Source organism: Rhizobium sp. RU36D (assembly GCF_900176345.1).
Classification (GTDB): domain Bacteria; phylum Pseudomonadota; class Alphaproteobacteria; order Rhizobiales; family Rhizobiaceae; genus Allorhizobium.
In genome coordinates, this window is sequence record NZ_FWXU01000007.1 from 1 (window position 1) to 14,839 (window position 14,839).

At 61.6% G+C, this 14,839-nt stretch carries 13 protein-coding genes; 6 read left to right on the forward strand and 7 right to left on the reverse strand.

What is annotated here, in order from left to right; all coding sequences use genetic code 11:
• Window positions 1-226, forward strand: a 226-nt coding sequence (locus tag B9A97_RS10470) for a transposase (RefSeq protein ID WP_143530405.1), incomplete at its 5' end; no start/stop codon positions are given.
• 160 nt (window positions 227-386) lie between these two features.
• Here B9A97_RS10470 and B9A97_RS10475 read toward each other — a convergent pair.
• Window positions 387-1,280: an ABC transporter permease gene (locus B9A97_RS10475; RefSeq protein WP_084365283.1), complete on the reverse strand. Its 894-nt coding sequence runs from the start codon at window positions 1,278-1,280 to the stop codon at window positions 387-389.
• Window positions 1,277-2,341: an ABC transporter ATP-binding protein gene (locus tag B9A97_RS10480; protein WP_084365284.1), complete on the reverse strand. Its 1,065-nt coding sequence runs from the start codon at window positions 2,339-2,341 to the stop codon at window positions 1,277-1,279. The genes B9A97_RS10475 and B9A97_RS10480 overlap by 4 nt, the downstream gene beginning before the upstream one ends.
• 99 nt (window positions 2,342-2,440) lie before the next feature.
• Between B9A97_RS10480 and B9A97_RS10485 the strand changes: the two genes are divergently transcribed.
• From B9A97_RS10485 to B9A97_RS10500, 4 genes are all read left to right on the forward strand, one after another.
• Window positions 2,441-3,130, forward strand: coding sequence for a TetR/AcrR family transcriptional regulator (locus tag B9A97_RS10485; protein WP_084365285.1), 690 nt, complete (start codon window positions 2,441-2,443; stop codon window positions 3,128-3,130).
• Entirely contained in the window at window positions 3,127-4,776 is a 1,650-nt protein-coding gene (locus tag B9A97_RS10490; RefSeq protein ID WP_084365286.1) for an amidohydrolase, read from the forward strand. Before B9A97_RS10485 ends, B9A97_RS10490 begins: the two co-directional genes overlap by 4 nt.
• The gene (locus tag B9A97_RS10495) at window positions 4,766-5,068 is read left to right on the forward strand and encodes a DUF3237 family protein (RefSeq protein WP_179145265.1); all 303 of its coding nucleotides are present in this window, start codon (window positions 4,766-4,768) and stop codon (window positions 5,066-5,068) included. Before B9A97_RS10490 ends, B9A97_RS10495 begins: the two co-directional genes overlap by 11 nt.
• Before the next feature lie 377 nt (window positions 5,069-5,445).
• Entirely contained in the window at window positions 5,446-6,753 is a 1,308-nt protein-coding gene (locus tag B9A97_RS10500) for an NAD(P)/FAD-dependent oxidoreductase (RefSeq protein WP_143530406.1), read from the forward strand.
• Between the two features lie 71 nt (window positions 6,754-6,824).
• Here B9A97_RS10500 and B9A97_RS29355 read toward each other — a convergent pair whose 3' ends face one another.
• Together B9A97_RS29355 and B9A97_RS10505 are read right to left on the reverse strand one after the other, a co-directional pair.
• On the reverse strand, window positions 6,825-7,109 hold the full coding sequence (locus B9A97_RS29355; RefSeq protein ID WP_143530407.1) for a type 2 periplasmic-binding domain-containing protein: 285 nt from the start codon (window positions 7,107-7,109) through the stop codon (window positions 6,825-6,827).
• A 156-nt stretch (window positions 7,110-7,265) separates the two neighbouring features.
• Window positions 7,266-9,773 (reverse strand): DNA translocase FtsK, encoded by a 2,508-nt coding sequence (locus B9A97_RS10505; RefSeq protein WP_244564177.1) that lies wholly within the window; start codon window positions 9,771-9,773, stop codon window positions 7,266-7,268.
• Window positions 9,774-10,257: 484 nt separating this feature from the next.
• On the opposite strand from B9A97_RS10505, the gene B9A97_RS10510 reads away from it, so the two are divergent.
• Entirely contained in the window at window positions 10,258-11,766 is a 1,509-nt protein-coding gene (locus tag B9A97_RS10510) for a methyl-accepting chemotaxis protein (protein WP_084365289.1), read from the forward strand.
• Between the two features lie 120 nt (window positions 11,767-11,886).
• On the opposite strand, the gene B9A97_RS10515 is transcribed toward B9A97_RS10510, so the two are convergent.
• The 3 genes from B9A97_RS10515 to B9A97_RS10525 are packed head-to-tail and all read right to left on the reverse strand — an operon-like array spanning window position 11,887 to window position 14,599.
• Window positions 11,887-12,681: a heme ABC transporter ATP-binding protein gene (locus B9A97_RS10515; RefSeq protein WP_084365290.1), complete on the reverse strand. Its 795-nt coding sequence runs from the start codon at window positions 12,679-12,681 to the stop codon at window positions 11,887-11,889.
• Entirely contained in the window at window positions 12,678-13,769 is a 1,092-nt protein-coding gene (locus B9A97_RS10520) for a FecCD family ABC transporter permease (RefSeq protein ID WP_084365291.1), read from the reverse strand. The genes B9A97_RS10515 and B9A97_RS10520 overlap by 4 nt, the downstream gene beginning before the upstream one ends.
• Window positions 13,766-14,599 carry a heme/hemin ABC transporter substrate-binding protein gene (locus B9A97_RS10525; RefSeq protein ID WP_244564191.1) on the reverse strand — a complete coding sequence of 278 codons (834 nt, stop codon included), beginning with the start codon at window positions 14,597-14,599 and terminating at the stop codon, window positions 13,766-13,768. The genes B9A97_RS10520 and B9A97_RS10525 overlap by 4 nt, the downstream gene beginning before the upstream one ends.
• Between the last annotated feature and the right edge of the window lie 240 nt (window positions 14,600-14,839).

The following is a 14,839-nucleotide window of genomic DNA, read 5'->3' on the forward strand; positions in this document are numbered from 1 at the left end:
TAAAGACAATCTGGAAGCTTGGATCGACCGCGCAGCAAGAAGCCTGGTCGCGTCATTCGCCAACGGAGTCATCCGCGACCGGGCAGCGGTTCAGAATGCAATGACTTTGATGTGGTCGAACGGCCAGACTGAGGGTCAGATCACCAAGCTCAAACTCATCAAGCGGCAGATGTACGGCCGCGGACAGCTGGATCTGCTCGAAGCACGTATTGTGGGAGCGCCCTGATGTCATCGAGATTGCGTCAGAGCCAAGTTTGCACGCCGATTGACACCTTCCGGAGTTGAAGGAGTAGGCGACGAGGATGCCCATCGGCACGTAGAGAATGACGAAACAGGTGATGGCAAGCGTTGACGCACCCGGCAGCCGTTTGACGTTGAACGTGCCCTCAGCCATGGTTGGCCTCCGTCTTTTCGGAGGTGATGCGGGTGTACCAGACGAGTGCCAGCATCACGAGGATCGTGAGGGCGATGGCGAGTGCCGCGCCGAGCGGCCAGTTTCTGCCCTGGCCGAACTGCATCTCGATCAGGTTGCCCAGCATCATGGACTTGCCGCCCCCCATGATGCGCGGGGTGACGTAGGCGCCGAGCGCGGGCACGAAGACGAGGATCGAACCAGCGATGATGCCCGGGCGTACCAGGGGCAGGATGACCCGTCGCAGGCAGTAGAAGCGCGAGGCGTAGAGGTCATAGCTTGCTTCGGCAAGCGTGAAGTCGAACTTCTCGACCGCGGCATAGACCGGCAGCACCATCAGCGGCAGGAAGACATAAGCCATTCCGAGCAGCACCGCAAAATTGGTGAACATCAGTTGCAGGGGTTCCTGGATCAGTCCGAGCGCCATCAGGATCCGGTTCAGAACGCCCTCTGAGCGGATCATTTCCTGGACGGCGATGGTGCGGACCAGAAGGTTTGTCCAAAACGGTATGGTGATCAGGAAGAGCCAGAAACCTCGCTGCGATGCAGGCCGTGTCGCGATGAACCAGGCGGTTGGCAGGCCGAAGATCAAAGTGATGAGCGTGGTCGCAAGGGAGAGACCTACGGACCGGCCGAGAATCACGAGATTGGCCTGTGAGACCGTCACGGTGTCATCGAATATGTCCCGTTCGAAGAGGACCGAAAACCATCCGTCGGTCGAGAAGATCCATTTGACGTTGCCGAAGTCGCCAGGCGTGAGGAAGGAATAAACGAGAACGATGCCGAGCGGCAGGATGGAGAAAAGCATGATCGTCAGGATCGCCGGCAGCAGCAAGATCCAGCGGCGGGACGGTTCCGAGACAGTCATGCCGCAGCCTCCGTCTCGGCGATGATCTTCAGCGCCTGTGCCGGAAGTGCGATGGCGATCGTCTCTCCCTCAGTGAAGCTACGCGCTCCGTGCAGTGCATTCTGCACGCGAGCAACGAGCGGCGAGCCATCGGGCAGGGCGATATGCACGTGGCTATCGGTGCCGAGGAAGACCACCTGCGTAACGGTGCCCTTCAGGTTCATGGCGTCGTGACGATGCTCACCAAGCATGACATGCTCCGGGCGGATCATGAGTGTCAGCGGACCGTCGCCTGTGCCGGCGAACGAGATCTTGCCTGCCCCGACTTCTACGACACCGGCGGCTCCTCGTGCCCTCAGGAAGTTCGATTCCCCGATAAAGGAGGCGACGAAGCGATTGGCCGGGTTCTTGTAAAGCTCGACCGGGCTTGCGATCTCCTGGACGCGCCCGCCGCTCATGACAGCGATGCGGTCGGACATTGTCAGCGCCTCTTCCTGATCGTGGGTGACGAAGATGAAGGTCAGGCCCGTCTCGCGCTGCAGGCGCTTCAGTTCGGTCTGCATTTCCTTGCGCAGCTTCATGTCGAGCGCCGACAAAGGCTCGTCGAGGAGCAGTATGCGAGGCTTTGCGACGAGGGCCCTTGCGAGCGCCACGCGCTGCTGTTGCCCTCCGGAAAGCTCGATGCTTTTCCTATGTTTGACGTGTGAAAGCTGCACCAGTTTCAGCATGGCATCGACCGCCGGCTCGATCTCGCCGCGCGAGCGGCCCAGCGCCTCCAGGGCTAAGGCCACGTTCTGAGCAACCGTCATGTGAGGGAAGAGGGCGTAGTTCTGGAAGAGCGTGTTAACGGGACGCCGGTTGGGTGGCATATGGGCAATGTCTTTGCCGTCAAGGATCAGGGCGCCGTTGCTCGGGCTGCTGAAGCCGGCAATGAGCCGCAAGAGCGTGGTCTTGCCGCATCCCGAAGGCCCCAGAAGTGTGAAGAACTCTCCCTCGGCGATGGAGAAGTTCACCTCGTGCAGGGCGGTGACTGTTCCTTTGCCATGGCCGAACCGCTTGGATAACTCACTGATGTCGAGCATGTGCCTCTCATTCCCAAAAGCCTGTCGATATGGAATTGACAAAATTACTTTAGTCGATAAAATTTTTTATCGACGCAAATTTTTAATGGTGAGTAACTCATGGCCGGTCTGTCCAGCATTGCAAGCGTCGGCGAGCTTGGCTTGCGTAGTCGCAAGAAGGCGAAGCGGCGCGACGAGATCATCGCGGCGGCGGCCATACTTTTCGCCCGGCAGGGAATTGATCAGACCAGCATGGCAGACATCGCAGCCGCTGCAGGCATATCCATCCCGACGGTGTTCAACTATTTCGGGTCCAAGGACGGTGTTCTGATCGCATTGATCAGCGATGGCACCAGCGACGCGAGGGAGCAGGACCGCGATCAGCATTGGCGTGAGGGCGCCGATCTCGGCACGCTGATGGTCGAGCTTTACGTCCGTGTGTCTCGCCGGACGCTGGAGATCGCTGACAAGCGTCTATGGCGTTATGCGGAGTCTGCAGTGATCCGCCATCCGACAACGGAACTCGCGCTGCAGTATCAGGGTATCTCCGACGCGTTGGTCGATGTCGTTGCCGAATTCATCGACAGTCTGGAGCTCCGGCTGCGGCACGGACAGGTTGTCTCTGCGCCTTTCATGGCGCGACTCTTTCAGGACGTCTGGATGCCCTGTTTCCTCAGTTTCATCACGCATGAAGAGCAGAGCCTCGCCGCTCACGAGGTCATGTTGCGCGAGCGCATGCTGCCGCTCGTGGACATGCTGTTTGACGAAAGCTGCGCCAAGGCGCCCCAACGCAAAGGAAAGTGCGCATGACGGCTTCCCTTGTCTTCATCAACGCCCGGGTCCTGACAATGGACGCAGCTCGGCCACGGGCATCGGCCCTCGCCGTCGCCGGCAACAGTATCTTGGCGGTGGGCGAAGAGGACGAAATTCGCGACCATATCGGGTCGGGGACCAGGGTAATCGACGCCGCTGGTGCAACGGTGATGCCTGGTTTTGTCGAAAGCCACCTGCATATCTTCTCGGGCGCCTATGGCCAGACCCTTTTGCAGCTCGCCGATGTCAAAGGTTTTGACGCGATGAAGCGAGCCGTGGAAGCATTTGCGGTAGCGCGCCCGAACGAGGGGCTGCTCTTTGCTCAAGGGGCAGATTATGAAATCCTGGGTGCGGGAGTGCGACTGGATCGACACGCGCTAGATGCCATGTGCCCGGATCGGCCGCTCGCCGTCGTGGCTTATGATTTCCATACGCTTTTCGCCAATACCGCCGCTCTGAAGGCTGCAGGACTGCTCGACGGACGCGATCTGCCGGTTGGCAATGAAGTGGTGATGGGGGACGACGGGCTGGCAACCGGCGAGTTGCGCGAAAAGTTTGCCCTTCTTCCCGTCCTTGAGCTTCGCACATCAGGTGGGCGAGAAATGCTCGGCATGTCCGGGATCGAGCCACCGCAACCACCGACGGAGGCCGAGTGGCGCGAGGATGTCGAAATTCTCAAGGCCGGCATGCAGTTTGTTGCCTCGAAGGGGATCACGTCAATCCACAACATGGACGGCAACCGTCATCTTCTCGAATTGTTGCGCGATGTGGAGCGGGAAGGCGGGCTGCTCGCCCGCACGTCGGTGCCGTTCCACCTGACACGCGAAATGCCGCTTAGTGAACTTGATCGCGCGTCGGCCATGACCCGCGACTTTGTCGGCGATACACTGCGTTGCGGTCGCGTGAAAATCTTCCTCGACGGTGTGATCGAAAGCGGCACTGCCGCGATGGTCGCTGAGTATGCCGATCGTCCCGGCTTGCGAGGTGATCCCATTTTCGACCTGGAGAGCTTCAAGGAAGCAGCGATCGAGGTCGACAGGCGGGGTCTACAGATCACGGTGCATGCGATCGGCGATGCGGCTGTCCGAATAGCGCTGGACGGCTATCAGGCGGCGCGCGATACCAACGGTGTGCGCGACAGCCGTCACCGTATCGAGCACATCGAGATGATCGATCCCGCCGATATCGCCCGCTTTGCCGAGCTCGGCGTGATTGCTTCGTTCCAGCCGCTGCATGCGCCGAACGGGGAAAACCCGACGACACGGAGCATTGGAGCCGAACGTGCTCAGACCGCCTATGCCTGGCTCGCACTGGCGGAATCCGGTGCAGTGGTCGCCTTCTCGTCGGACTGGCCGATCGTGCCAATCGATCCTCTGCTCGGTATCCAGACCGCGCTCACACGCAAGCCGCATCTTCCGGGCCTGCCGGATCAGCGCCTGCCGCTCCATCTGGTGCTCGAAGCGTTCACCTGCAACGGCGCCTTTGCGGGCCATATGGAGGAGAAGACCGGGCGACTGGCGGCCGGGATGCTGGCGGACATCGTGGTTTTGGCCGGTGATATCGAGGCGACCCCGGTTCAAGAGATCGGATCGCTCGGTATCGTCATGACGGTCTGCAATGGACGCATTACCCATGAAGCGTGAAAGTCTGACCTTTGACATGATGAGCCTCGGTGCGGGTCGAACACTCCCGGCGCCGGTCTTGCGCAAGGCCTGCGTCATCCGTGCCGATATCGGGCAGGCCATGGAATTCATGACTACCGAGGGCCGCAGCAGAGCCTATTTCCCCATCATCGGCGGCGAAGTGCTCGGCGGAGGGTGGTCGGGCCGAATCGTACCCGGTGGCGCAGATTTTGCCATCGCTCTTCCCGATGGCTCCTATGCGATCGAAGCGAATACATGCTGGAACTTAACGACGGGACACCGGTCATGGTGAGCAATATAGGCCGAATGATCTGACAGGGGGACGGCAGTTATCATGGCCACACCCGTGCAACCCTTGAGGTGCCCGAGGGACGGCATTCGGTTCTAGGCAAAGCCTCCTATTTTGGCACGGCCCTCGCAGAGGCCGACGATCAGGATCACGTCTACATCGAATTGTGGGAAGCGGACCTCTGAAATCGAGACGCCTGGTTGGCTATGTTCTGCCATGCCGACCTGCAAGATCAATTTCCCATCGCCCCAGACACAAAGAAGCGGGCTATCTTCCGCAATTACACGGAGTAGAGCAAAATGGTTAGTATCCGCAGAGCCCTGGCCGATGCCACGCTCTAGCCCTTCTGGCTGGACAACAAGCTGGCGCCGGAGTCGGAAATGCACTTGGTCGGTCCAACCGATGCTGATCTGGTGATTGTCGGGGGTGGTTTCACCGGCCTTTGGGCCGCCATCTTGGCGAAGCAGGAAAATCCGGGTCGCGACGTGGTCATCATCGAGGCCGGCAAGGTTGGCCATGGTGCGTCAGGTCGGCCAGGCGGTGTCGTGTCGACCTCGGTGATGCATGGTCTCTACAACGCCAATCGGATCTTCCCGAATGATCTTGCAGCGCTGGAGCGCCTTGGTAAGGCCAATCTGGATGGATGGCAGAAGACGATCGATGATCATAAAATCGATGCCAACCTGGAATGGACGGGCGAGATGACCGTGGCCGTTGCCAATTCGCATCTCCAGGAACTGCAGGACGAGTATGAACTCGCCAAGCGACATGGCCATAACGTTGTGCTTCTTGATCGCGAACAGGCACAGGCCGAACTGGCGTCGCCGATCTTCGAGGGTGCCATGTGGTCGCGCGAGCGCAGCGGTATCGTGCATCCGGCCAAGCTGGCCTGGGGCCTGAAGCGCGTCGCCTTGAGCCTCGGCGTGCGCATCTACGAACACACGCCGATGACCGGCGTCGAGGACAATGGCTCGACGCTGACGATCACCACGCATGATGGTCGGGTCAAGGCACCCAAGATGCTGTTTGCCACCAATGCCTGGAATGCGGGTCACAAGAAGATCAAGAGCCGCATCGTCGCCGTTCGTGATCGGGTGATCGCGACCGAGCCTCTGACCGAAGAGCAGCTTGCGCGGCTTGGCTGGAAGAACAGACAAGGGGTCTACGACACGCGGACGCAGCTGAATTACACACGCCTGACCTCGGACAACCGCATCATCTTTGGCGGTCGTGTCGGCTACTTCTTCAACAACAACACGGATCCGGTCCAGGATCGTCAAATCGAAACCTATGAGCGGCTGGCCGGCTATTTCTTCAATACCTTCCCGCAGCTTCATGACGTGAAGTTCACCCACGCCTGGTCCGGTCCGATTGATCTGACCATGCGCCTTGCTGTGCATTTCCAGCGCTACTACGGCGGAAAGGGCATCTATGCGGGTGGCTATTCCGGTTTCGGTGTGACCACTACCCGTTTCGGCGCAAATATCGGACTGGATATACTCGATGGGAAGACGGGGCCGGACCTCAACCTGGATTTTGCCCGGACGCTGCCGAACTGGATCCCGCCTGAACCCTTCCGCTGGATCGGGGCCAAGCTCACCATGTATGCGCTCGATGAAGTCGACCAGAAGGGCGGCTGGCGCAAGCTGTGGATCAAAATGGTTCACCGGATGGGCTTCCCACTATGACGCCATAGATCGGATATGTGGCCGGTGGACTGGAATAGGCGCCCAGGCAAACTTCGCCAATGGCGTGTTGATCATTCCGCAGAAGGGAAGAATGGGAAACCCGACATTACGTTGGATAAGATCGTCCATGGGGGCATACTCGGTCTCAACCGCGATCCTGGCGCGACGACCGATACGGGCGAGTCCATCTCGATAAGCGTCCTCAAACAATCGGGACGCGGTGTGAGGATCAGCGGTTTGTCAGCAACGCTGTCGAGGTCCACCGGATGTTCTGGGGAAATCCCACTCCCGATCGGGCCGACGAGGTAGAGCTTTTCACGCAGAAGCGGCTCGGTGTGAAGATCGGGATCGTTCATCCGTCACAGCCTTGCGGAAATCTCGCTGACAGTTGGCCCCTTTGCCCGCCGGAGGATTGGCAGAATGTCCGTTGCGGCCACCACACGCACCCGGGTGCCGGCTTGCTTGCCGGCACCCGCTTGTCGGTCGTCAACTGACGTTTTTATTCGCTACCATCAATCATCGCGATCGATCGGTGACACGTCATGCATATCGCGGCTGCCGGCGATGATGGCGCGTTTGCCGACGTGGTTGGCGGGGCCGACCAGGCCTTCCTGCTCCATGCGCTCGACCAGGGACGCGGCCTTGTTGTAGCCGATCGAGAGGCGCCGCTGGATGTAGGAGGTGGAGCACTTCTTGTCGCGCATCACCACCTTGACGGCCTTTTCGTAAAGGTCGCTCGCATCCTCGTCGCCCATGGCGGTCTTGTCGAAAACGGCGGTGTCCTCTTCGGCAACCTCTTCCGCCGCTTCGTCGGCATCTTCCGTAACGGTGCCGAGATACTCCGGCCGGCCCTGCGTCTTGAGATGCGCCACCACCTTTTCAACCTCTTCGTCCGAGACGAAGGGTCCGTGGACGCGGGCGATCCGCCCGCCGCCGATCATGTGCAGCATGTCGCCCTGGCCCAGCAGGTGCTCGGCACCAGGTTCGCCCAGGATGGTGCGGCTGTCGATCTTTGAGGTCACCTGGAAGGAGACGCGGGTGGGGAAGTTCGCCTTGATCGTGCCGGTGATGACATCCACCGAGGGGCGCTGGGTCGCCATGATGATGTGGATGCCGGCAGCGCGAGCCATCTGGGCGAGCCGCTGGATCGCGCCTTCGATCTCCTTGCCGGCGACCATCATCAGGTCGGCCATCTCGTCGACGATGACGACGATATAGGGCATCGGTGTCAGGTCCATCTCTTCCTGTTCGAAGATCGGCTCACCCGACGAACGGTCGAAACCCGTCTGGACGCTGCAGAGGATGGTCTCACCCTTGGCGCGGGCGGTGGCGGCGCGGGCGTTGTAGCCATCGATATTGCGCACGCCGAGGCGGCTCATCTTGCGGTAGCGGTCTTCCATCTCGCGCACCGCCCATTTCAGCGCCATCACGGCCTTCTTGGGATCGGTCACGACGGGGGTCAGCAGATGCGGGATGCCATCATAGACCGAAAGTTCCAGCATCTTGGGATCGACCATGATGAGGCGGCATTCATCCGGGCGGAACCGGTAGAGCAGCGACAGGATCATGGTGTTGATCGCGACCGACTTGCCGGAACCGGTGGTGCCGGCCACGAGCAGGTGGGGCATCTTAGCCAGTTCGGCGATCACGGCTTCGCCGCCGATGGTCTTGCCCAGGCAGACCGGCAGCTTGAAGCGGGTTTCGGCATAATCCTGCGATTCGATCAGTTCGCGCAGATAGACGGTCTCGCGCACCGGGTTCGGCAATTCGATGCCGATGACGTTGCGGCCGGGGATGACCGCCACGCGTGCCGACAGGGCGGACATGGACCGGGCGATATCATCGGACAGACCGATGACGCGGGACGACTTGACGCCGGGGGCGGGCTCAAACTCATAGAGCGTCACGACCGGACCCGGGCGGACATCGATCATCTCGCCCTTGATGCCGAAATCCTCCAGCACGCTTTCCAGGAGGCCGGCGCTCTGCTCCAGAGCCTCCGGTGTTATGATGGTGGTCTGCTGGACCTGCGGCTTCTGCAAAAGGTCGACGGGCGGATGCTGGTATTCGCCTTCCGATAGGGCAGGGGCCTCATGGAAGACAGGCGCATTGCGCAAGGCGGATCGAACGGGAGCTATGACCGCGGCAGGAGCGGGCGCCACGGGATTTGCGACCAGAGGTGCTGCGATAGGTGCCGTGTCGATTGTCTGGGGCAGCGTCGCCGGTTCCACGGCAGCGGTTGGTGCAGGAGCTTCTAGCTGCGGCGGGGATGCCAGGTTCCGGGCGATCACCTGGCGGTAGAAGGCAACGACCGACAGGCCAGCTTCCTCGAAAGCGGATTGACCGATCGGTGGAAGCGGGGCGAGCACCACATGCGGGGCGGCAATCGCCACGGTCGGTGCGGAAGCGACGTCAGTGTTGACCGGAGCCGCGACCGACGGTGGCACGGCATCCAAGTCCAGGCCCATGGTTTCCCAGAAGGCATGGTCGGACAGGAAAGCGGCGGCGCTTGGCATGAAGGATGGGCGCGGCACATCGACGGGCTCTGTCGCAAATACGACCGGCTGAACTTCGGTGGCCGGGATAGGCGCAACCGCGTCCGGCGTCATCTCGGCGGCGGGTTCGGCGCCTGATGCAAGTTCGGGGTTGGCCGCCATTTCTGCCGCTTGCTGCTGTCGGGCCAGTTCGCGACGCAGGCGGTAGGTGAGGGCGCGCGCGCCCTTGGCGTCTTCCGGCTGGGGGAGGACAAGCGGCTTGGCGATACGTGGTTCGGGGCGCGGCACATAGACCATCGGCGGTGTGGGCGCTGCAACCGGTGCGGGAACATGAATGGCAACTTCCGGCGCGTTGGCCGTCAGGCCGGCATGCGGTGCGGCGGGCTGCGGAGCGGTGGTTTCAGGGCCAGGGCGCTTCGACAACGCGGCCTCGGGCGTTCGGGTGAAGCGCACGTTTGGTCCAAGCACGAAGGCGTTCTGCCACACGGGCATGTCGCTCCTACCCTCGATCTGGCTTGCGGCCATTTCATCGGCGCCAGGACCATCGCTCGCGTAGGACGGCGGGGTGGCCCGTGCCGGAGCAGGGTTGCGCGGCTGTGAAACCGCCTCTCGTCCGGCGCCTCCGTTATCCGCTATGTGGTTGACAGATGTCACGAAATTTGAGCGGGGAGGACGCATGGGCACCTGGGATACTCACTGATGGACAAAAAACGGCACACCACATCTGAATAGAAAATAAAGGTTAACCAGACATTGCCGTTTGGCCGGTCGCGTCAATTGTTCGTGCTGGCAGGCCAGCGAGTACCAAACGCCGAGGTTGCAGCAAGAGACGCCAGCCTTGTTGCCGGTCGCGCAGGGATTGTCAGTCAAATCCTCAGCATGACTAAAAAATTGTTTTTTGTTATATGAGTTGTACTCAAAATATTAAGCATTAACTGCGCGTATTTTAGACAATTCATCTGCACGCATCGGTGATGAAGAAACCTTAATATTAGCTGGGTCTGTTTCCATGTCGATTTCTTCCAAAGCTGCCGCTGCCATCAATGATCGCCTTAAATTTGTCGGTCTGGAGGACGCGCAGCGGAAGTCGCTGGCGGCCCTGCAGCAGACGATCGCCGAGAGCATCGGCCCGGCCTTGGACATCTTCTACGAGCGTGCCGCCAAGGAGCCGGAAACGAAGAAGCACTTCGCCAATGAAGGCCATATGCGGCACGCGAAGGAGATGCAGGTCCGCCATTGGAAGACGCTCGCGAGCGGCAAGTTCGACAAGGCCTATGTTGATGCCGTCATCCGGATCGGCGAGACCCATGCCCGGCTGGGGCTGGAACCCCGCTGGTATATCGGCGGCTACACGCTGATCATCGAGGGGATCATGCGCTCCATCGTCAAGCAGGCGACGTCGAGCCGTTTCTCGCGGGTGAACGGGGAGAAGCTCGCCGACGACATCACGGCCGTCATGAAGGCGGCGATGATCGATATGGACCATGGCATTTCGGTTTATCTTGAGACGCTGGCCGAGCAGCGGGAGGCCGTGACCAAGGCCGCCGCACAGCAGAAGGCCGAGCAGGATCAGGCCCTGGCCGCCCTCGACCAGGCGCTCGAGAAGCTGTCACGCGGCGACCTCTCCAGCGACATCCAGGCGTCGCTTGCCCAGGACTTTGCCGAGCTGAAGCAGAACTTCAACCGCACTGTGAGCAATCTTGGCGAGACCTTTACTGCGGTGGCACAGGCCGCAAACGACACGGCCAGCAATTCCCAGCATCTTTCCAGCGCCACCTCAGATATGGCACGCCGGGCGGAACAGCAGGCTTCAGCCCTGGAGGAGACCGCCGCCGCCATCGAGCAGATCAGCACCATCTCGCAGCAATCGCGGGAGCGGACCAATGAGGCCCGCGAAATCGTGCGCCAGACCACGGCGGAAGCCGAACGTTCGGTAACCGTTGTCGGTGATGCGGTGGCCGCGATGGGCGAGATCGAAAGCTCGTCCCAGAGGATCACGCAGATCATCGGGGTGATCGACGAGATTTCGTTCCAGACCAACCTGCTGGCACTCAATGCCGGTGTCGAGGCCGCGCGCGCGGGCGAGGCGGGACGCGGCTTTGCCGTCGTCGCACAGGAGGTCCGGGAACTGGCTCAGCGATCCGCGACCGCCGCGAAGGAAATCCGGCAGTTGATCCACAAGTCGTCGACGGACGTCACCAACGGCGTCGCCCTGGTCAACCGGGCCGGGGACGCGCTTACCACCATCGGCTCGCAGATCGCCTCCATCGAGACCCTGATCAATGCGATCGCCCAATCGGCGCAGGAGCAATCCCAGGGCATTGGCGAAATCAATTCCGCGGTCGGTTCCATGGACCAGATCACTCAGAAGAACGCCGCGCTGATGGAAGAGATCGACGCTGCCACGCACTCGTTGATGGCCGCCGGTGATAACCTTGTGGAGCTGATGCGGCGCTTCACCTTGAAGGGCGCTCCACGGACCAACGTCGCCGCGCAGCCTATGCGGCGCTCAGCCTGACATTTGCGCCAAGCATGACGGTGTTCGCTTGAAGTTGCGGATTAGGTCTAGATTTGTTCTGTAGGATTTGAGATGCCGGCTGTGGATTGTTGTGGAAAACTCTCCAGGCCGGCAACTGGCTTAAGAACTGGCACCCACCATTCGCGACTGCGGCAGCACGAAGGGCATGCGCGGCGGCGGAAAGCGGCCAACCGCTCCCCTGATCCCGTAGACATTCGAGACGGTCTCATCGGTCAGGGTATCTTCGGGCGAGCCTGCAGCAATGATTTTGCCCCGGTGCATGATGACCAGATGGTCGGCGAACTCCGCCGCGAGATTGAGGTCGTGCAGCACCGCCAGAACGGCACCACCGCCGCGCGCAAAATCGCGGGCAATGTCCAGCACGGCGATCTGGTGGCCGATGTCGAGGCTGGCGGTCGGTTCGTCCAGGAACAAGGTGCGGGGTATCCCGCCTTGAACCGGCTCCGGCAGTTGCGCCAGCACACGGGCAAACTGAACGCGCTGCTGCTCGCCGCCGGAGAGCCCGTGATAGGACCGGCCTTCGAAACCGGCGAGATCGACACGGTGGAGCGCGCGCCGGGCCGCAATTGATGGTTCAAGGCTGCCGAAGGCGACGGCGCCCATCCTTGCCACTTCCAGTGCAGTGAAAGGGAATGCCAATGCCGTGGACTGCGGCAGCACTGCGCGAAGGGCTGCGAGGTCGCGAGGGGCCATGCGCGTCACATCCCGGTCAGCATAGGTCACCGTGCCCTTGTCCGGCTTCAATTCACCCGAGAGCACCTTCAGAAACGTAGACTTGCCGGCGCCGTTCGGCCCGATGATCACGCAGAAGCGGCCAGGCGTCAGTTCAAGCGAGGCTCCATCCACGAGGGTTCTGCCGTCGCGGATGATGGCGATGTCGGTCGCTTTGATCATGAGAGATTGTCCATGGCGGCGCGACCGCTCTTGCCGAGAAGCAGGCTGAGAAAGACGGGCGCTCCGAGAATTGCGGTGACGATGCCGATCGGCAGTTCCGCCGGCGCCGCCACGCCGCGGGCGATGCTGTCGGCAAACAACAACAGGGCCGCGCCACCGAAAGCGGAGGCGGGTAGCAGGAAGCGGTGAGTCGGGCCGATCGCGAGGCGTAGCAAGTGGGGGACGACGATGCCGACAAATGCGATGGAGCCGGCGACGGCGACCGAGGCACCACAGGCGGCGGCGACCGCCAGGATCGTCACGCGCTTCACCCGCTGCACGGCGACCCCCATATGATAGGCCGCCGCATCGCCCAGCACCAGGGCATCAAGGCCGCGTGCCAGGAACGGCAGGGCTGCGAGGACGGCCACGATGAAGGGCAGGGTGGCGCCGACCTTGGTGTAGGTCGCGCCGCCCAGCGAGCCGAGGCTCCAGAAGGTGATGTCGCGCAACTGCCGGTCATCCGCCACGAAGATCAGGAGCCCGGTTGCGGCCGCGCTCATCGCCCCGATGGCAATGCCGGAGAGAATCAGCGCCATGGTGGATGTCCGACCATGGCGGGTGGCGATGGCATAGAGCAGGATGGTGTTCAAAAGGCCGCCGGCAAAGGCCATCAAGGACACGAAGTGATTGCCCATGAAGGCCTGCACGGGCGCCAATATGGTGGTGCCGAGAACGATGGCGGTGACTGCCGCAAGTGCCGCCCCCGAGGTGACGCCGACAATGCCCGGGTCCGCCAGCGGATTGCGAAACAGGCCCTGCATCAGGGCGCCGGAAACACCAAGGCCGGCACCGACGAGCATTGCCAGCGCTGTGCGTGGCAAACGCACCGCTTCGAGAACCACGCGTTCCTGCTGAGACAGTACGGACGGGTCTGCGAACAGATATTGCCAGAGATCGCCGAGCCCAACGCCGGTCGGCCCGCTGCCGAGCGAGACGAGGCAGGCGAGGGCCATGAGGGCCGCGGTCGCCATGACCGTGGCCGCGCCAACTGCATCGCGGTCGCCTGCCTGTCGGCGCAGAAAGCCTGAAGTCGCAGGCATCGTCATGGCTTGATCGCATCCGGATAGAGCTTGGCCGCCAGATCGCGGGCCGCCTCCGGCGTTCTGGGACCGAGGCCGAGGAGATAGAGCCCGTCCATGGCAATGAACGCCTTGTTTGCGGCGGCGGGGCTTGATTGCAGCGACGGCAGGGCAAAAGCTTCCTCCTGCGTCACCCGCGCGCCACCATTTTCCATGACCAATAGCACCTCTGGTGCTGCTGCGATGACGGCCTCGTCGTTGACGGGCTTATAGCCCGTCATGGCCGCGGTCGCGTTTTCGCCACCCGCGAGCCCGATCACCGCATTTGCCGCGGTATCCGAGCCTGCCGCCATCATGCGTCCATTGGCGACGGACAGCGCGAACAACACCTTCTTCCTCGGCGCCGGAATGGCTTGGATGTCCTTTTCAAGGGCAGCTAGCCGCGCCTCGACATCCGAAGCCAGAGCTTCGGCTTCCTTGGTCTTGCCCAGCACTGCGCCGACGGCGCGGATCTTCGGCGCGATGCCCTCGACAGTCGGCGGTGTCGGAATGGTGACGACAGGCGCGGAACTGGCCTTGAGAATGGAGATCGTGTCCGGCGGGCCGGCGCCTGCCTCCGCGAGGATCAGGTCCGGCTGCTGGGCGAGAATGCCTTCGGCGGAAAGCTGGCGCATGTAGCCGACATTGGGTTTTGCTGTGGCTTCCGGCGGATAGAGGCTGGTCGTATCCACGGCGATCACCCGGTCGCCGGCGCCAAGCGCGTAGATGATTTCGGTGACCGTTCCTCCGAGCGAAACGATACGCTTGGCATCCGGATAGCTATCGGCGGCGCTTGCCGATGACGGGGATACCAGCATGGCTCCGCCAAGCGTGAGGGCGAGCGCCGCGCTGATCGTGCGGAAACGGAATAGCTTCATAATATCAAAATCCTATCGTCTTCAGCGTCCACAGCTCCGCCACCGTTTCCGCGACTTTCCGGACCACCGGCTGCGCAAAACGGGGCGTCTTCCCGATGCCATTATTTAACTTGACTTCAATACACAAGATTAAATATCAACGCAACAAGCCTCGGCACGGAACCGCTCAAACCAGTGGCA